The organism is Curvibacter fontanus, assembly GCF_054780335.1.
The window spans coordinates 166560-184048 of record NZ_BAAGWN010000004.1 but is presented as its reverse complement, the minus strand read 5'-3'; the positions used below and the strand labels follow the sequence as shown (position 1 = coordinate 184048).

Below are 17489 nucleotides of genomic sequence, written 5' to 3'. Positions count from 1 at the left end.
AGAGACTCCACCATGTCCAACGACGCTCAATCCAGAGAACTGACCGACGGCTTCCACCTGGTCATCGATGCTCTGAAACTCAACGGCATCAACAACATCTACGGCCTGCCGGGCATTCCGGTCACGGACCTGACCCGCATGATGCAGGCCGAAGGCATGCGCGTCATTTCCTTCCGCCACGAGCAGAACGCCGGCAACGCCGCCGCCATCGCCGGCTTCATGACCGGCAAGCCCGGCGTGTGCCTGACGGTGTCCGCCCCCGGCTTCCTCAACGGCCTCACGGCTCTGGCCAACGCCACCACCAACTGCTTCCCCATGATCCTGATCTCCGGCTCCTCCGAGCGCGAGATCGTCGACCTGCAGCAGGGCGACTACGAGGAAATGGACCAGCTGGCCATCGCCAAGCCCCTGTGCAAGGCCGCCTTCCGCGTGCTCAACGCCGAGGACATCGGCGTGGGCATCGCCCGCGCGATCCGCTCCGCCGTCTCCGGTCGCCCGGGTGGTGTCTACCTGGACCTGCCCGCCAAGTTGTTCGGCCAGGCCATGGACGCTGCCGCCGGCAAGGCCTCCCTGATCAAGGTGGTCGATCCCGCTCCGCGCCAGATCCCGGCCCCGGACGCCGTCAAGCGCGCCCTGGACCTGCTCAAGGGCGCCAAGAAGCCGCTGATCCTGCTGGGCAAGGGCGCCGCCTACGCCCAGGCCGACGCCGACATCAAGGCCCTGGTCGAGAAGTCCGGCATCCCCTACCTGCCCATGTCCATGGCCAAGGGTCTGCTGCCCGACACGCACGAGCAGTCGGCCTCGGCCGCCCGTTCCTTCGTGCTGCCGGAAGCCGACGTGGTGATGCTGGTGGGTGCGCGCCTGAACTGGCTGCTCTCGCACGGCAAGGGCAAGACCTGGGGTGGCAAGGACCACAAGAACGCGGGCAACCAGAAGTTCATCCAGATCGACATCTCCCCCACCGAAGCCGACAGCAACGTGGCCATCGACGCCCCGCTGGTGGGTGACATCGGTTCCTGCGTGTCCGCCCTGCTCACCGGCATGGGCTCCAACTGGGCCAAGCCCCCGGCCGAGTGGACCAACGCCGTCGCCGAGCGCAAGAACAAGAACATCGCCAAGATGGCCGAGACCCTCGCCAAGGATCCCTCGCCGATGAACTACCACAGCTCGCTCAATGTGGTGCGCGACATCATCAAGGCCAACCCGGACGCCATCCTGGTCAACGAAGGCGCCAACGCGCTGGACTTCACCCGTTCCATCGTCGACATGTACAAGCCGCGCAAGCGCCTTGACGTGGGCACCTGGGGCGTGATGGGCATCGGCATGGGTTTTGCCGTGGCCGCCGCCGTGGAAAGCAACCAGCCGGTGATCGCCATCGAGGGTGACAGCGCCTTCGGCTTCAGCGGCATGGAAGTCGAGACCATCTGCCGCTACAACCTGCCGGTCTGCATCGTGATCATGAACAACAACGGCGTCTACCGCGGCGACGAAGTCAACGTGACGGGCGGCAAGGATCCCTCGCCCCTGGTCTTCGTCAAGGGCGCCCGTTACGACAAGCTGATGGAAGCCTTCGGCGGCGTCGGCGTGCAGGCCAACACCCCGGCCGAGCTGCGCAAGGCCATGGAAGAAGCCATCAAGTCGCGCAAGCCTACCCTGATCAACGCCATCATCGACGAAAAAGCCGGCACCGAAAGCGGTCGTATCACCAGCCTCAACCCGACCAGCGCCGCTACCAAGAAGCACTGATTTTTCAAACGCAACAACCCACAAGGAGAACTGCAACATGTCCAACAAACCCCTCAAGGGCATCAAGATCATCGACTTCACGCACGTGCAAGCCGGTCCCGCCTGCACCCAGCTGCTGGCCTGGTTCGGCGCTGACGTGATCAAGGTCGAGCGCCCGGGCGCCGGCGACGTCACCCGCAGCCAGCTGCGTGACATCCCCGATGCCGACGCCCTGTACTTCACCATGCTCAACAGCAACAAGCGTTCGCTGACGCTGGACACCAAGACAGCCGAAGGCAAGGAAGTGCTGGAGAAGCTGATCAAGAAGTCCGACGTCATGGTCGAGAACTTCGGTCCCGGCGCGCTGGACCGCATGGGTTTCACCTGGGAGCACATCCAGAAGCTCAACCCCGGCATGGTCCTGGCCTCGGTCAAGGGCTTCAGCGACGGCCATCACTACGAAGACCTGAAGGTCTACGAAAACGTGGCCCAGTGCGCCGGCGGCTCCGCCTCGACCACCGGCTGGTGGAAGGGCGAGAACTCCCAGCCCACCATCTCCGCTGCCGCCCTGGGTGACAGCAACACCGGCATGCACCTGGCCATCGGTATCCTGACCGCCATCATCGGCCGCCAGCAGACCGGCAAGGGCCAGAAGGTCGCCGTGTCCATGCAGGACGCCGTGCTGAACCTGTGCCGCGTGAAGATGCGCGACCAGCAGCGCCTGGAGCGTCTGGGCTACCTGGAAGAGTACCCCCAGTACCCGCACGAGATGGAAGCCTTCAAGGACAAGGTGACCCCGCGTGGCGGCAACGCCGGTGGCGGCGGCCAGCCGGGCTGGATCCTGAAGTGCAAGGGCTGGCAGACCGATCCCAACGCCTACATCTATTTCACGGTGCAGGGCCACGCCTGGGAGCCGATCTGCGACGCGCTGGGCAAACCCGAGTGGAAGACCGATCCCAAGTACACCACCCCGAAGGCCCGCCAGCCGCACATCATGGACATCTTCGCCACCATCGAAGACTTCATCAAGGACAAGACCAAGTTCGAAGCGGTGGACATCTTCCGCAAGTTCGACATCCCTTGCGCCCCGGTGCTGTCCATGAAGGAACTGCTGGTCGACGAATCGCTGCGCAAGAGCGGCTCCATCGTGGAAGTGCCGCACCCCGTGCGCGGCAGCTACTTCACCATCGGCAGCCCGATCAAGTTCTCGGACCTCAAGCCCGAAGTCACGGCGTCTCCGCTGCTGGGCCAACACACCGACGAGGTGCTGGCCGAGCTGGGTTACAGCAAGGACCAGATCACGGCCATGCACGGCAAGAAAGCCGTCTGAGACCGCCCGGATACGAAAGCGGCGCCTTCGGGCGCCGTTTTTTTTGCCCGGCCAGCGCACCCATGTCATTGCAGCGACCTTTGCCGCCCTGCTCTTTGCATCCATCAGTGCGGATCCGCCAGCGCATAAGAAACGACTATGTTTCGACGGTATCGAAGCCCCTATAATGGCTCAAGTCATATAGAAGACCCGTCTGGTCGACTCATAAGAATTTTTTATCATTAGCATCAGGAGTTCATTCATGACCAAGGCACTCGAAGGAGTCCGCATCCTCGACTTCACCCACGTGCAGTCGGGACCCACCTGCACCCAGTTGCTGGCGTGGTTCGGCGCTGACGTGATCAAGGTGGAAAAGGCCGGCGAGGGCGATGCCACGCGCGCGCAGCTGCGTGACATCGACGGCGCCGACAGCCTCTACTTCACCATGCTCAATCACAACAAGCGCTCCATCACCCTGGACACCAAGAACCCCAAGGGCAAGGAAGTGCTGGTCAAGCTGATCAAGGAATGCGACGTGATGGTCGAGAACTTCGCCCCCGGCGCGCTCGACCGCATGGGCTTCCCCTGGGAGAAGATCCAGGAGATCAACCCCCGCATCATCCTGGCCTCGGTCAAGGGTTTCGGCCCCGGCCCCTATGTGGACTGCAAGGTCTACGAAAACGTGGCCCAGTGCACGGGCGGCGCAGCCTCCACCACGGGTGACCCGGACGGCGTGCCCATGGTCACGGGCGCGCAGATCGGCGACAGCGGCACCGGCCTGCACCTGGCCCTGGGCATCGTCACCGCCCTTTACCAGCGCGAGAAGACCGGCCGCGGCCAGAAGGTGCTGGCCGCCATGCAGGACGCCGTGCTCAACCTGTGCCGCGTCAAGCTGCGCGACCAGCAACGGCTGGAACGCACCGGCGCGCTCAAGGAGTATCCGCAGTTCCCCGACATCGAGTTCGGCGAAGCCGTGCCGCGAGCGGGCAACGCCTCGGGCGGCGGACAGCCCGGTGCCGTGCTCAAGTGCAAGGGCTGGCAGAAGGACCCCAACGCCTACATCTACTTCATCACCCAGTCCAATGCCTGGCAGGCCATCTGCAAGGTCATCGGCGAGGACGACTGGATCACCAACCCGCACTTCGCCACGCCGCAGGCCCGCCTGCCGCACCAGAAGATGATCTTCGCGCGCATCGAGGAGTGGACCAAGACCAAGACCAAGTTCGAGGCCATGGACATCCTCAACGAGTTCGACATCCCCTGCGGCCCCATCCTCTCCATGAAGGAAATCGCCGAGGACCCCTCCCTGCGCGAGACCGGCACCATCGTGGAAATCGATCACCCGGTGCGCGGCAAGTACCTCAGCGTGGGCAACCCCATCAAGCTCTCGGACAGCCCGACCGAAGTCACGCGCTCGCCGCTGCTGGGCGAGCACACCGTCGAGGTGCTCACCCAGATGGGCTACAGCAAGGCCCAGCTCGATGAGCTGCGCGCCGCCAAGGCGATCTGATCGCGCGCCCGCACCGCTGGCCGGCACCCCATGAAAAAGCCAGGGCATGCCCTGGCTTTTTCATGGGGTGCCGCAGGACGCTCAGGCGTCGGCCAGGGGCGCCGGCCCCGAATTCTCGAAGTAGTAAGCGATGCGCTGGCGCGGACCGAGGTACTCCAGCGCGTCGACCGGCAGGCTGGCCGGCTTGAGGCTGCGGCGGATGCCGATGCCCGGCTGGCTTTCCAGGTCCAGGATCAGCGCCTCGTGCCTGGGCACGGTCGGTTCGTGCACGATCACCCGCGGCTTGAGCGGGCGCACGGAGTTGACCGAGACCACCAGCGCGTAACGGCCGTCGATCAGCTGCACCACCGAACCGGGCGGGTACACACCCATCATGCGGATGAAGGCGCTCAGCACGATGTTGTCGAAACGCGCCTTGTGCTGCGCAAACAGCAGGGACAGGGCTTCGTGCGGCGTCAGCGCCGCCACCTGGCGCAGCGGATTGCACAGGTTGTCGTAACGGTTCACCAGGGCCAGGATGCGCGCCGCCTGCGTCAGTTCGCTGCTGGGCGGGCGCATGGGGAAACCGGTGCCGTCCATCAGCTCGTGGTGCTGGGCGATCGCCATCAGCGCGCCTTCGCTGAGCTGCATGCGGTTGGCGATGGCCACGCCCTTGCTCACGTGCTCCTGGTAGAGCTTGAAATCCTCCATGGAGAAACCGTCCTCGAACCAGCGCACACGCTGCGGCAGCTGCAGCTTGCCCACATCGTGCAGGAAGGATGCCACACCCAGATCGACCAGGGTCTGACCGGCCAGGCCCATGGCCCTGCCCAGCAGCAGGCTCATGATGGTGACGTTGACCGGGTGCATGGCGGCACGCTCGCCCACCCCTTCGGACAGCAGACGGATGGCCGCCTCGCCGTCGCAGTTCATCTCATGGACAAAGGTGGAAATGACGGTCACGCACTCGTCGCGCACGGCCAGCGGCTGATCGAGCACCTGCTCCTGCACGCGTTTGAAGAATTGCTGGGCAGCGCCGAACTTCTGCTCGCAGGCCTTGAGGCTTTTCTGCTGGGCTTCGATCTGCAGGGCGCGGTGCTGGCGGAACTCGCGCTCCTGGGCCAGGGCAAGCGCGGCCGCGTTTTCGTCCATGGCCGGCCGGCTGGATGCGCCGTCCAGCGGCGGATCGCTCTTGGCCGGCACAAAGCGCACCTGCGTGAGACCCAGACCGCGGATGGTCTCGATCTGGCGGTTGGAACTGATCTTGAAGCTGCCGGTGGGAAAGGGGTGCGACATCCAGCCCAGATCGAGTTCGACGTAGAGCCCGATGCGCAGCTCGTTGATATCTATCAGTTCGGTATCGGAAGACTTCATGGGAATTTCGTGCCTGCCACCACCCTTAGATCCACGCAGGCGCTGTCGATTCTATGCCAGGGAAAGCGTCCGCGCAGCGCCTTGACCATGAAGAATCAACCGCTTTGCTACAAGTCCTGCAGCACCACCTGAATTTGCAAGCACGCCGATGACACACGCGTGACACCTGCGCGCGTCAGCCACCGGCTGCACGACCCGGGCCTGGTACGAAGGCAGCAAGGCCAGCGCCGAGAGCGTATGCCGCAAGCTTCCACCTGGCGGCTACGAAGACTACGGGAAGGAGCGCCAACGCAGATAAGCCCGTGCCGATATCGACGCCTTGTTCGATCTCCTGCAGGCCTGGTGCATCAGCCGACACGCGCCATTCACGCACGCATGCGAGAATGGTTTCCATGACCGAACGTCCCCAGACCCTGGGCGAGGAAATCGCCAACAGCGTGAGCCACGGCCTGGCCCTGCTGGCCGCTCTGATCGCAGCTCCCATCCTCCTCGTGGCGGTCAGCCCGCAGAGCGCCGCGAACATCGTGGGCGCGGCCGTGTTCGCGGCCACCATGGTCCTGCTGTATTTCACCTCCACGCTGTACCACGCCCTGCCCCAGGGGCGCGCCAAGCGCGTGTTCATGAAACTCGACCACGGCGCCATCTACCTCTTCATCGCGGGCAGCTACACGCCCTTCGCCCTCGGTGTCATGGGCGGCGCCTGGGGCTGGACCCTCTTTGGCCTGGTCTGGGCCATGGCCGCAGCGGGCGTCACGCTCAAGGCCTTCGACCGCCTCTCGCATCCCTGGCTCTCGACCGGCCTCTACCTGGCCATGGGTTGGCTCGTACTGATCGCGGCCGTGCCGCTGGTCGAGCGCGTGCCCTCCAACGGCCTGATCCTGCTGGTGGCGGGCGGGCTGGCCTATACCGTGGGGGTCGTCTTTTTCATGCTCGATTCCCGCGTGCGCTACGCCCATGCGGTCTGGCACGGTTTCGTCGCCGCGGGCACCGGTCTGCACTTCTTCGCCGTGCTCGGCTACGCGGCCTGAACCTGGCCGCCGCTCCACGGGTCTGTCCACAAGACGGGTCCTTCTGCTGACTTTTCATCTGCCCCCATGACCAACAGCTTTCTGCGCGCCGCCCTCATCCTGGGCCTGCTCTCGGCGATCGGCCCCTTCGCCATCGACATGTACCTGCCGGCCCTGCCCTCCATCGGGCAGAGCCTGGACGCCTCCATCGGTGCCGTGCAGGCCAGCCTCATGGCCTTCTTCATCGCCCTGGGCGTGGGCCAGCTGATCTACGGCCCGGTCTCGGACCAGGTCGGCCGCAAACCGCCGCTGTACTTCGGTCTGGCGCTGTTTGCCATCGGCAGCGTGGGCTGCGCGCTGGCGCCCGACATCCACACCCTGGTCGTCATGCGTTTCGTGCAGGGCCTGGGCGCCTGCGCCTGCACCGTGGTGCCGCGCGCCGTGGTGCGTGACCTCTACACCGGCGCCGACGCCCTGCGCCTCATGTCCATGCTCATGCTGGTCTTCAGCGTCTCGCCCATCCTCGCGCCCCTGGCCGGCAGCCTGCTGATCGAGTGGCAGGGCTGGCGCAGCGTCTTCTGGTTCATGCTGGTGATCGGCCTGCTGGGCCTGGTCCTCATGGCCACACGGATGAGCGAGACCCGCCCGCCCGAACAACGCGCCGCCAGCAGCTGGGGCCAGGCCTTCCGGGGCTACGCCACCCTGCTGCGCGACCGCCACTTCCTGGGCCTGGTCTTCATCGGCTCCTTCGGCATCGCCAGCTTCTTCGCCTACCTGGCCAATTCGTCCTTCGTGCTGATCGACCACTACGGCCTCACGCCGCGTCAGTACAGCATCGTCTTCGCGGCCAATGCGGCCTCCTTCATCGGCATGTCGCAGCTGACCGGCCGCCTGGGCCGGCGCTTCGGCCTCAAGCCCATGGTGCGCGTGGCCAGCCATGGCTATGCCGGGATCATGGCGCTGCTGCTGGCCTTTTTCCTGCTGGGTGGGGAAGCCCTGCCCGTGCTGCTGGCGCTGCTCTTTGTGGGCTACGGCTTCCTCGGGCTCATCATCCCCACCACCGCCATCCTGGCGCTGGAAGACCACGGCCCCATCGCCGGCACCGCCTCGGCCCTCATGGGCACACTGCAGTTCGCCACCGGCGCCTCGGTCATGGCCGTGGTCGGCCTCTTCGTGGACGGCACCGCCCTGCCCATGGTGGCGGGCATCGCCGGCTCGGCGCTGATGAGCTGGTTGCTGGTGCGCGGCACGCTGAAGCGCTGAGCGCGCGGCTCAGCCCAGGGCCTGCACGACCCCGCCGCCCGGCAGCTCCCGCATGCGCCTGATGTCGCGCTGCGGCGGCGCACCGAACTGGCGGCTGTACTCACGGTTGAACTGCGAGACGCTTTCATAACCCACACGCGCCGCCGTGCTGCTGGCATCCAGCGCCTGGGTCAGCATCAACTGCCGCGCCTCCTGCAGGCGCAGCTGCTTCTGGTACTGCAGGGGGCTCATGCCCGTGAGATTGCGGAAGTGCAGGCGAAAGGTCGAAGGGCTCATGTGCGAGCGTTCGGCCAGGTCGTCCATCAGCACGTCGCGGCTAAAGTTCAGCTTGAGCCAGGCGATAGCCTGCGCCACCTGGTGGCTCGGCGACCCCGACGCGATCAGGTGCCGCAGGTGGGGACCATGCGGCCCGGTCAGCAGGCGCAGCATGATCTCCTGCTGGATCAGCGGCGCCACCTTGGGGATCAGCTGGGGCTCTTGCAATAGCCGGGCCAGACGGACCACCGCCTCCAGCACGGGCTCCTGCATGGGGCCCAGTGACATCGCCAGCGGCTCCTGTTCCCGGGGCATGGGCGGCAAATCAAGTTCGGCCGCCAGTTGCACCAGCGCCTGCATGTCCAGCTTGAGCAGCATGCCCAGGAAAGGCTGAGCCAGATCGGCATGGGTGACCTGCGAGACCACGGGCAGATCCACCGTCACCAGCAGGGACTGGCCGGGCCCATAGGTGATCACCCGGTCCCCCATCGCCACCCGCTTGCCACCCTGCGCCACGATGGCCAGCCCGAGCGTGTACATGCAGGCCAGCGGCTCGGTGCGACCACTGCGCCGCGCCATCAGGAGCTGGGGGATGGCTGTCTGGTAATCGCCGTCATTTTGGGCAATTTTGGCAATTTCCCGAGCCAGGGTATCGACGGTCGTCATGGGTGTTCAGGGAAGTTCATGGCAGGCAGTGTCACGCCGTTGCCACAGGAAAATTGGACGCAGCGCGGCCCTGATCGCACTGTACCCCTCTCCGTTTCCCTCACCCGTTTTTTCCTGAGATCCATCGGAAAAGGCAAAAAATAGATCAAAAACGGCAAACGCGCGCCCACCCGAAGGGGGACACTTCTTGCACTGCGCACTGCCGGAAGCTATACCGCTTCAAGGGGCGGTAACTCCCCGCCCAGCCACGGCCCCGACAGCCGCGCCGCCCCTGTACCCCCTCACCCGCGAAGGAGCACCGCCTGCCATGAACACCCTCCACGTCAACGGCCGCGAGCACGCGCTCAACACCGATCCCTCCACCCCCATCCTCTGGGCCCTGCGTGACAACCTGGGCATGACGGGGACCAAGTTCGGCTGCGGCGCGGCGCTCTGCGGCGCCTGCACCGTGCACCTGGACGGCCAGGCCATCCGCTCTTGCGTCACGCCCATCTCGGCGGCCCAGGGCGCCAAGATCACCACCATCGAAGCCGTCACCGATGGCAAAGACCGCGTGGGCGCCGCCGTGCACGCCGCCTGGGTCAAGCACGACGTGGCGCAATGCGGCTACTGCCAGAGCGGCCAGATCATGAGCGCCACCGCCTTCCTCAAATCCCTGCCGAGCGGCAAGCAGCCCACGGCCGCAGAAATTGACAGCGCCATGGCCGGCAACATCTGCCGCTGTGGCACCTATGCCCGCATTCGCGCCGCCGTCGCCGACGCCGCCCGCGCCATCGTCTGAAGGAGCACACCATGTTGCACAGCATCCTCCCCCACGACATGCCCCGCGCCCTGCAGCACCTGCTGGCACGCAACGAGCCCTCCGACATGGCCGCCCTGCCGCGCCGCAGCTTCCTCAAGCTGGCCGGGGCCGGCGGCCTGGCGCTCGGTGTCTACCCCGGCCTGGCCACCGCCCAGCCGGCAGCCGCTGCCGGCCTCAAGCCCATGGAACAGCCTTCGGCCTTTGTGCAGATCGCGGCCAACGGTGAGGTCACTGTCACCATCAACCGCCTGGACTTTGGCCAGGGTGTGCAGACCGCACTGCCCATGATCCTGGCCGAGGAGCTGGACGCCGACTGGTCCAAGGTGCGCAGCCGGCACGGCAGCAACGACGCTGCCTATACCGACCCGCTGTTCGGCATCCATCTCACCGGTGGATCCAACTCGATCAAGAACAGCTACACGCAATACCGCGAACTCGGCGCCCGCGCCCGCGCCATGCTGCTGACGGCCGCCGCCATGCAATGGAACGTTGATATCGGCACGCTGCGCACGCAAGCCGGCTGGGTGCTTGGCCCCGGCGGCCGCAAGGCCAGCTACGGTGAACTGGCCGAAGCCGCCATGACCCAGGCCGTGCCCGAGAAGGTCACGCTCAAGGATCCCCAAGACTTCCGCATCATCGGCAAGCCCACCACGCGCCTGGACGCCAAGGCCAAGAGCAGCGGCCGCCAGAACTTCGGCATCGACGTGCGCCTGCCCGGCCAGCTCACCGCGGTCATCGCGCGCCCGCCAGTCTTCGGTGCCAAACTCGCCTCGCTGGATGACAGCGCGGCACGTGCGGTGGCGGGCGTCAAGGCCGTGCTGCGTGTGCCGCTGGACCGTGGCGCTGAAGGCGTGGCCGTTATCGCCGAGGGCTACTGGCAGGCCAAACAGGGCCGCGATGCGCTCCAACTGCAGTGGGACACGAGCGGCGTCGAGAAAGTGGACAGCGAGAAACAACTCGCCCAGTACCGCGAACTCGCCGGTCAAAACGGCCCGCGCGCCCTCGACGCCGACATGACACCGCTGGCCGGCGCCCCGAAACAGATCGAAGCCGAGTTTGTTTTTCCCTACCTGGCCCATGCCCCCATGGAGCCGCTGAACTGCACCGTGCAGATTTCCGAGGGGCGAGCCGAGTTGTGGCTCGGCTCCCAAAGCCCAGGCCTGGACGCTGCCGCGGCGGCAAACACGCTGGGGCTCAAGCCCGAGCAGGTCAAGGTGAACGTGCAGATGGCGGGCGGCGGCTTTGGCCGACGTTTCTCCAGCACGAGTGATTACGTGGTGGAGGCCTGCGCCATCGCCAAGGCCGCGCGCGCCGCGGGCCTGAACGCACCGGTGCGCACGCTCTGGAGCCGTGAGGACGACATCAAGGGCGGTTATTACCGCCCCATGCACCTGCACCGCGCGCGCATCGGCTTCGACGAACGCGGCAAGGTATTGGCCTGGGACCACGTTGTGGTGGGCCAGTCCATCCTCATGGGCTCCGTGTTCGAAGCCTTCCAGGTGAAAAACGGCATCGACGGCACGGCAACGGAAGGCATGCGTGATCCCTACCCCCTGCCCATGCGTCTCACCGTGCACCACCCCAAGCTCAACGTTCCCGTGCTTTGGTGGCGCAGCGTGGGCAGCACCCACACGGCCTACGTCATGGAAACGCTGATTGACGAAATCGCCCGCGCCACCCAGCAGGACCCGGTGGCCTACCGCCTGCAACTCATAGCAGACAAGCACCCGCGCCATCGCGCCGCGCTGCAACTGGCCGTGGACAAGAGCGGCTACGGCAAGAAGGCCCTGCCCAAGGGCCACGCCTGGGGCGTGGCCGTGCACGAGTCCTTCAACACCGTGGTGGCTTATGTGGTCGAAGCTTCGGTCAAGGACGGCCAGCCCGTGCTGCACCGTGTGACGGCCGGCGTGCACTGCAACCTGGTGGTGAACCCGCGCACCGTGGAAGCCCAGGTGCAGGGCGCAGCGCTTATGGGCCTGTCCATGTGCTTGCCGGGTGCCGCCATCACGCTCAAGGACGGCGAGGTGCAGCAGAGCAACTTCGGCGATTTTGCGGTGCCGCGCATCACCTACATGCCCGCGTTTGCCGTGCACGTGGTGCCCAGCGCCGAGCCGCCCACCGGCATGGGCGAGCCTGGCCTGCCCCCGCTGGCCCCGGCCTTTGCCAACGCCATCGCACGCCTGACCGGCAAGACGCCGCGCGAGCTGCCCTTCAAGCTGGCCTGAGCCCATGGAGGATCTCGACACCCTGGTCCTGCGCACGGCGCAGCGTTGGCAGACTGAGGGGCAGGCCGTGGTGCTCGTCACCGTGGCCCGCACCTGGGGCTCCTCGCCGCGCCCGCCCGGCTCGCTCATGGCCATCAACAGCCGCGGCGAGACCGTGGGCTCGGTCTCGGGCGGCTGCATCGAGGACGACCTGATCCACCGCATCCGCGAGGGCGGCATGGAAGCCGCCATGACCGGCGCCGCGCCCACGGTGCTGCGCTACGGCATCTCGGCCGACCAGGCCCACCGCTTCGGCCTGCCCTGTGGCGGCACGGTGGAGTTGGTGCTGGAGCGCGTGGCGCCGCACAGCCGCCTGGACGAGCTGCTCACGGCCTGCGAGCAATGGCACAGCACCGAACGCGTGCTGGACCTGAAGAGCGGCCAGGTACAGTTGCGCCCGGGCCGGCGTGATGGCCTGCCGCAGCTGGACGACGACACCCTGACCACCTACCTCGGCCCGCAGGCCCGCCTCATCCTCATCGGCGCAGGCGACCTCTCGCGCTTCATGAGCCAGATGGCCCTGAGCCTGGGCTTCGAGGTTGTCGTCTGCGACCCGCGCGAGGAACACCGCGCGAGCTGGGCCATGGACGGCGTGACACTCACACACGAGATGCCCGACGACCTGATCCTGCGACTCAAGCCCGATACCCGCACCGCCGTGGTCGCCCTCACGCACGACCCCAAGCTCGACGACCTGGCGCTGATCGACGCGCTGCAGTCGCAGGCTTTTTACGTGGGAGCCATCGGCTCGCGCCGCAACAGCGCGCAACGCCGCGAAAGGCTGCGCCTGCACTTCGACATCCCCGAAGCAACGCTGGACACCCTGCATGGCCCGGCAGGGCTCGACATCGGCAGCAAGACACCGGCCGAAATCGCCCTGTCCATCATGGCGGAGGTGGTGGCGGTGAAAAACGGCGCAAGGCTCGCCCGGCCCCTGCAAGCTGCGCAGGGCAAGCTGGCACAGGACAGGCCCGATGCTGAAGCTGCTCTGAGCGCAGGCTGCGCGGTCTGAAGGGCCCCGCCGCCGCGGCAGCGCTTCCGTCAGGTCCGGCCCGGCGCCCGTCGTGATGGGGTAACGGCTGCCGTGCTTGCACGTCCAGGCCTCTGCAAAGGACACCGGTCAAGGTGTCATCTGCCGGCACCGTCCTCAGTACTTCAGCTCCGTGCTCTTGCCCCAGAACACCCGGTAGGCGTACACCGTGTAGCCGATGATCACCGGCAGCACCACGGCCACACCGTAGAGGATCACCAGCAGAGCCTCGGGCGAACTGGCGGCCTGCCAGATCGTGAGCCTGTCCACCACCAGCCAGGGAAACAGGCTGTAGCCCAGGCCATAAAAGGCCAGCAGGAAGATGCCCACCGTGCTGGCAAAGGGCACGGCCACACCGTACTGATTGCCCTGCTGCAGGCGCAGGGGCAGTCGCCTGAGGCTGCGCGCGATCACCACGAACAGGGCCGCGGTCACGGCCGGGATCGGCAGCAACAGCACCACGTTCGGAAAGCTGAACCACTTGTCGAAGATGCGTTCGCTGACCCAGGGCGTGGCCAGCGAAATCGCGGCAATGCCCGCCGCGGTCAGCCACAGGCTGCCCTGCGCCCAGCGCACGGCCTTGAGCTGCAGCACGCCCTCGGTCTTCATGATGAGCCAGCCCGCCCCCAGCAGGCAGTAGGCCGCCATCAGGCACAGGCCGATCAACGCCGAAAACACGCGGCTGCCCCAGTCGGTGGCAAAACCGGTGACCAGGCCGCCCAGCATGAAACCCTGCGACCAGGACGCCAGCGTGGAGCCTGCATAAAACGCCCGGTCCCACAGGTGCTTGTGCTCGGCGCGCGCCTTCACGCGGAAGTCAAAGGCCACGCCGCGCAACGTCAGCCCCACCAGCATCAGCGCCACCGGCAGGTACAGCGCCCCCAGAATCACCCCGTGCGCCAGCGGAAACGCCACCAGCAGCACGCCCACGCCCAGCACCAGCCAGGTCTCGTTGGCGTCCCAGAAGGGACCGATGCTCGCGATCATGGTGTCCTTCTGCGCCTCGTCATCGGCGCGTCGCAGCAGCACCCCCACACCCAGGTCGTAGCCGTCCAGGATCACATAGGCCAGCATGGCCAGGGCCATCACCAGCGCAAACACCAGGGGCAACCAGCCTGCGGGCTGGCTCAGGTCCGGCAGGCTCAGCACAACATTCGTGGCATCAAGCATGGCTCACCTCCATCTCGGTCTTGGCGGCCTTGCGCGCCAGATGAAACACCACGCTGACATAGGCCGCCAGCAGCGCGGCATACAGAACAAGGTACATCACCAGTGTGAAAGCGATGTTTTGGGCCGGGACCTGCGAAGCGGCCTGCGCCGTGCGCAGCACGCCGTACACCAGCCAGGGCTGGCGCCCGATCTCGGTCACGTACCAACCCGCCAGCAGCGCCACCCAACCCGAGAAAGTCATACCCACCAGCACGCGCGCCAGCCAGGTCTGCAGGCCGCGCTTGCGCACCTGCCACACGCCCAGCCAGCTCACCGCCAGCATCAGCAGGCCCACCCCCACCATGGTGCGGAAAGCCCAGAACACCGGCGCCACAGGCGGATGCTCCTGGCCGAAATCCTTCAGGCCCTTGATCTCGCCGTCCCAGTCATGCGTCAGATAAAAAGACGCGAGCTTCGGGATAGCGACTTCATAGCGGTTGCTCTGCGTGGTCTGATCAGGCAAGGCAAACAGCACGGCCGGCGCGCCCTTCTGCGTCTCCCAGAGACCCTCCATGGCGGCCAGCTTGGCGGGCTGGTGCTGCAGGGTGTTCAGGCCATGCATGTCTCCCACCACGATCTGCAGGGGAATCAGCAGCGCCGCGACATAGAGGCCGGTGCGCAGACTGGCCTGCACCGTCGCCCCCCTGTCGCCCTTGAGCCAGCGGTAGGCGCTCAAACCCGTCAGCAGGAAGGCCACCGTCAGGCCCGAGGCCAGGAGCATGTGTGTCATGCGGTAGGGGAAGGAGGGGTTGAAGATCACCTCCAGCCAGCTCGTCACATGCGCCTTGCCGTCGATCATCTCAAAGCCGGCCGGTGTGTGCATCCAGGAGTTGAGCGCCAGAATCCAGAAGGCCGAGGCCGTGGTGCCCGCGGCCACGAGGAAGGTGGCAATGGTGTGCACCCTTTCGCTCACGCGGCCGCGCCCGAAGAGCATGATGCCCAGCATCGTCGCCTCCAGGAAAAATGCCGTCAGCACCTCATAGGCCAGCAGCGGCCCGGCCACATTGCCCACGGTGTTCATGAATCCCGGCCAGTTGGTGCCGAACTGGAAGCTCATGGTGATGCCGCTGACCACGCCCAGCGCGAAGGTCAGGGCGAACACCTTCACCCAGAACTGGTAGGCCTCCATCCAGTGCGCCTGGCCCGTGGTGTTGAAGCGCGTCTTGAAAAACAGCAGCGCCCAGCCCATGCCGATGCTGATGGTCGGGAACAGGATGTGAAAGCTGATGTTGGCCGCAAACTGGATGCGCGCCAGCACGATCGGGTCAAGGCTGTCCATGGCTGATCACTCCATTGTGTTTGCTCGGGGTGAACGCGTTTTTCACGCGCTCCTTCATTTCCAGCAGCTTCTGCACCTTGGCCCCCATCTGCATCAGGCTGACCAGGGTGTCGGAATCCATCTTCTGCACATCGTCCAGCCAGTTGGTCATCAGCTCGATGAAGCTGTGCATCTGCCGCATGCGCTCCCGCGCGTGGATGTCCTCGGCCGTGCCCGGCTGCTCCAAAAGGGCCTCGCGCAACATGGACAGGGTGGGGTCCACCTCGCGCTTGCGACGCTCATGGGCCAGGGTGCGGAAGATGGCCCACACGTCCTCGGGCGCCTGGAAGTATTCGCGCCGATCCTTGGGCCGGTGGATCAGGCGCACCAGACTCCAGGACTGCAGCTCCTTGAGCCCCATGCTCACGTTGGAGCGCGAAAAAGCCAGCGCCTCCCCGATCTCGTCGGCATTCAGCGGCTGGGCCGACACGTAGAGCAGCGCGTAAATCTGGCCGACCGTGCGGTTGATGCCCCAGCGGCTGCCCATTTCGCCGAAATGCAGCACAAACCGTTGCGTGAGGGGCGGAAGCTTCATGCCAGATCTTTCTGAATTTTCAGTATCTTCTGAAATATCAGGAAATATTGAATCCGAGTACGCAAGACCTTGACTCAATTCAAGGGCTATTGGACTCGGCCGATGGGATACAGCCCGTACATTCATCCTCTTATAGACTCACGAGGCATAATAAAACCCGGTTTTATCCGGAATTCACCATGAACCTGCACCAATTCCGCTTCGTCCAGGAGGCGGCCCGGCACAAGCTGAACCTGACCGAAGCCGCCAAGGCCCTGCACACCTCGCAGCCGGGTGTGTCCAAGGCCATCATCGAACTCGAAGAAGAGTTGGGCATCGACATCTTTGCCCGCCACGGCAAACGCCTCAAGCGTATCACCGAACCCGGTCAGCAGGTGCTCAAGAGCATCGAGCTCATCATGCGCGAGGTGGGCAATCTGCGCCGCATCGGCGAGCAGTACAGCGCGCAGGACAGCGGCACCCTCTCCATCGCCACCACCCACACCCAGGCGCGCTACGTGCTGCCCGAGCCCGTGGCCAGGCTGCGCGCGGCCTGGCCCAAGGTCAACCTTTCGCTGCACCAGGGCAATCCGGACCAGGTGGCGCGCATGCTGATCGACGAAGTGGCCGAGATCGGCATCGCCACCGAGTCGCTGGCCAACTACGGCGAACTCGTCACCCTGCCCTGTTATGAGTGGGAGCACATGCTGGTGCTGCCCGCCAGCCACCCGCTGGCCGCCAAGGAACGCCTGAGCCTGGAAGACCTGGCCGCCGAACCGCTCATCACCTACCACCCCACCTTCACCGGCCGCACCCGCATCGACCAGGCTTTTGCCCAGCGCAAGCTCACGCCCAATGTGGTGCTCGAAGCCATCGACTCCGACGTCATCACCACCTACGTCAGGCTCGGCATGGGCCTGGGCCTGGTGGCCGAGATGGCCGTGCGCAACATGCCCGTGCTGGCCGGCACCGAGGAGCTGGTGGTGCGCCCCCTGGGCCACCTCTTCGGCAAGAACGTCACGCGCGTGGCCTTCAAAAAAGGCGCCTACCTGCGCAACTTCGTCTACGAATTCGCCGAGCTGCTCAGCGAACGCCTGCAGCGCGAGCTCGTGGCGCGCGTGATGCGCGGCGAGCACACGGAATATGAGCTGTAAGCTCCCCCCTGAGGCGCTGCGCGCCATCCCCCCGCTCATCCTTCGGTGGCGGGGGGACGCTCCCGGTGGCCCGGCCCAGCCGGTTCCACGGGAGCCCTGATCAAGACATC

General features: G+C 65.8%; 14 protein-coding genes. 9 read left to right on the top strand and 5 right to left on the bottom strand.

Going from position 1 to position 17489, the window contains the following annotated elements:
• The first annotated feature begins 12 nt into the window (after nt 1-12).
• The 3 genes from oxc to frc (ACYVH8_RS02430) all read left to right on the top strand — a co-directional run bounded on the left by oxc (nt 13) and on the right by frc (ACYVH8_RS02430) (nt 4544).
• A complete protein-coding gene (gene oxc / locus ACYVH8_RS02440; protein ID WP_460487287.1) occupies nt 13-1746 on the top strand; it encodes an oxalyl-CoA decarboxylase in 1734 nt (577 codons plus the stop codon).
• Between the two features lie 37 nt (nt 1747-1783).
• Nucleotides 1784-3055 (top strand): formyl-CoA transferase, encoded by a 1272-nt coding sequence (gene frc / locus ACYVH8_RS02435; protein WP_460487286.1) that lies wholly within the window; start codon nt 1784-1786, stop codon nt 3053-3055.
• Between the two features lie 241 nt (nt 3056-3296).
• On the top strand, nt 3297-4544 hold the full coding sequence (gene frc, locus ACYVH8_RS02430) for a formyl-CoA transferase (RefSeq protein WP_460487285.1): 1248 nt from the start codon (nt 3297-3299) through the stop codon (nt 4542-4544).
• A gap of 81 nt (nt 4545-4625) precedes the next feature.
• Here frc (ACYVH8_RS02430) and ACYVH8_RS02425 read toward each other — a convergent pair whose 3' ends face one another.
• The gene (locus ACYVH8_RS02425) at nt 4626-5897 is read right to left on the bottom strand and encodes an HD-GYP domain-containing protein (protein WP_460487284.1); all 1272 of its coding nucleotides are present in this window, start codon (nt 5895-5897) and stop codon (nt 4626-4628) included.
• A gap of 383 nt (nt 5898-6280) precedes the next feature.
• On the opposite strand from ACYVH8_RS02425, the gene trhA reads away from it, so the two are divergent.
• Together trhA and ACYVH8_RS02415 are read left to right on the top strand one after the other, a co-directional pair.
• Nucleotides 6281-6925: a PAQR family membrane homeostasis protein TrhA gene (gene trhA / locus ACYVH8_RS02420; protein WP_460487283.1), complete on the top strand. Its 645-nt coding sequence runs from the start codon at nt 6281-6283 to the stop codon at nt 6923-6925.
• Nucleotides 6926-6991: 66 nt separating this feature from the next.
• Nucleotides 6992-8167 (top strand): multidrug effflux MFS transporter, encoded by a 1176-nt coding sequence (locus ACYVH8_RS02415; RefSeq protein WP_460487282.1) that lies wholly within the window; start codon nt 6992-6994, stop codon nt 8165-8167.
• A 9-nt stretch (nt 8168-8176) separates the two neighbouring features.
• Here the strand turns inward: ACYVH8_RS02415 and ACYVH8_RS02410 are convergent, their stop codons facing one another.
• Nucleotides 8177-9088: an AraC family transcriptional regulator gene (locus ACYVH8_RS02410; RefSeq protein WP_460487281.1), complete on the bottom strand. Its 912-nt coding sequence runs from the start codon at nt 9086-9088 to the stop codon at nt 8177-8179.
• Nucleotides 9089-9395: 307 nt separating this feature from the next.
• Here ACYVH8_RS02410 and ACYVH8_RS02405 point away from each other — a divergent pair, with 307 nt between their 5' ends.
• From ACYVH8_RS02405 to ACYVH8_RS02395, 3 genes are read left to right on the top strand one after another with little or no spacing between them, the layout of a single operon-like run.
• Nucleotides 9396-9869, top strand: a complete 474-nt coding sequence (locus tag ACYVH8_RS02405) for a (2Fe-2S)-binding protein (RefSeq protein ID WP_460487280.1) — start codon at nt 9396-9398, stop codon at nt 9867-9869.
• 11 nt (nt 9870-9880) lie between these two features.
• The gene (locus ACYVH8_RS02400) at nt 9881-12115 is read left to right on the top strand and encodes a xanthine dehydrogenase family protein molybdopterin-binding subunit (RefSeq protein WP_460487279.1); all 2235 of its coding nucleotides are present in this window, start codon (nt 9881-9883) and stop codon (nt 12113-12115) included.
• A gap of 4 nt (nt 12116-12119) precedes the next feature.
• A complete protein-coding gene (locus ACYVH8_RS02395; protein WP_460487278.1) occupies nt 12120-13166 on the top strand; it encodes an XdhC family protein in 1047 nt (348 codons plus the stop codon).
• A gap of 135 nt (nt 13167-13301) precedes the next feature.
• Here the strand turns inward: ACYVH8_RS02395 and ACYVH8_RS02390 are convergent, their stop codons facing one another.
• The 3 genes from ACYVH8_RS02390 to ACYVH8_RS02380 are packed head-to-tail and all read right to left on the bottom strand — an operon-like array spanning nt 13302 to nt 16246.
• The gene (locus ACYVH8_RS02390) at nt 13302-14333 is read right to left on the bottom strand and encodes a cytochrome d ubiquinol oxidase subunit II (RefSeq protein WP_460487380.1); all 1032 of its coding nucleotides are present in this window, start codon (nt 14331-14333) and stop codon (nt 13302-13304) included.
• 13 nt (nt 14334-14346) lie between these two features.
• Nucleotides 14347-15672 (bottom strand): cytochrome ubiquinol oxidase subunit I, encoded by a 1326-nt coding sequence (locus ACYVH8_RS02385; protein ID WP_460487277.1) that lies wholly within the window; start codon nt 15670-15672, stop codon nt 14347-14349.
• Nucleotides 15659-16246 (bottom strand): GbsR/MarR family transcriptional regulator, encoded by a 588-nt coding sequence (locus ACYVH8_RS02380; protein ID WP_460487276.1) that lies wholly within the window; start codon nt 16244-16246, stop codon nt 15659-15661. Before ACYVH8_RS02380 ends, ACYVH8_RS02385 begins: the two co-directional genes overlap by 14 nt.
• A gap of 179 nt (nt 16247-16425) precedes the next feature.
• Here ACYVH8_RS02380 and ACYVH8_RS02375 point away from each other — a divergent pair, with 179 nt between their 5' ends.
• Nucleotides 16426-17379: a CysB family HTH-type transcriptional regulator gene (locus tag ACYVH8_RS02375; protein ID WP_460487275.1), complete on the top strand. Its 954-nt coding sequence runs from the start codon at nt 16426-16428 to the stop codon at nt 17377-17379.
• Nucleotides 17380-17489: the final 110 nt, after the last annotated feature.

Coding starts and splice junctions, on each gene's coding strand:
- oxc (WP_460487287.1), top strand. CDS start 13: ATGTCCAACGACGCTCAATCCAGAGAACTGACCGACGGCTTCCACCTG.
- frc (WP_460487286.1), top strand. CDS start 1,784: ATGTCCAACAAACCCCTCAAGGGCATCAAGATCATCGACTTCACGCAC.
- frc (WP_460487285.1), top strand. CDS start 3,297: ATGACCAAGGCACTCGAAGGAGTCCGCATCCTCGACTTCACCCACGTG.
- ACYVH8_RS02425 (WP_460487284.1), bottom strand. CDS start 5,897: ATGAAGTCTTCCGATACCGAACTGATAGATATCAACGAGCTGCGCATC.
- trhA (WP_460487283.1), top strand. CDS start 6,281: ATGGTTTCCATGACCGAACGTCCCCAGACCCTGGGCGAGGAAATCGCC.
- ACYVH8_RS02415 (WP_460487282.1), top strand. CDS start 6,992: ATGACCAACAGCTTTCTGCGCGCCGCCCTCATCCTGGGCCTGCTCTCG.
- ACYVH8_RS02410 (WP_460487281.1), bottom strand. CDS start 9,088: ATGACGACCGTCGATACCCTGGCTCGGGAAATTGCCAAAATTGCCCAA.
- ACYVH8_RS02405 (WP_460487280.1), top strand. CDS start 9,396: ATGAACACCCTCCACGTCAACGGCCGCGAGCACGCGCTCAACACCGAT.
- ACYVH8_RS02400 (WP_460487279.1), top strand. CDS start 9,881: ATGTTGCACAGCATCCTCCCCCACGACATGCCCCGCGCCCTGCAGCAC.
- ACYVH8_RS02395 (WP_460487278.1), top strand. CDS start 12,120: ATGGAGGATCTCGACACCCTGGTCCTGCGCACGGCGCAGCGTTGGCAG.
- ACYVH8_RS02385 (WP_460487277.1), bottom strand. CDS start 15,672: ATGGACAGCCTTGACCCGATCGTGCTGGCGCGCATCCAGTTTGCGGCC.
- ACYVH8_RS02380 (WP_460487276.1), bottom strand. CDS start 16,246: ATGAAGCTTCCGCCCCTCACGCAACGGTTTGTGCTGCATTTCGGCGAA.
- ACYVH8_RS02375 (WP_460487275.1), top strand. CDS start 16,426: ATGAACCTGCACCAATTCCGCTTCGTCCAGGAGGCGGCCCGGCACAAG.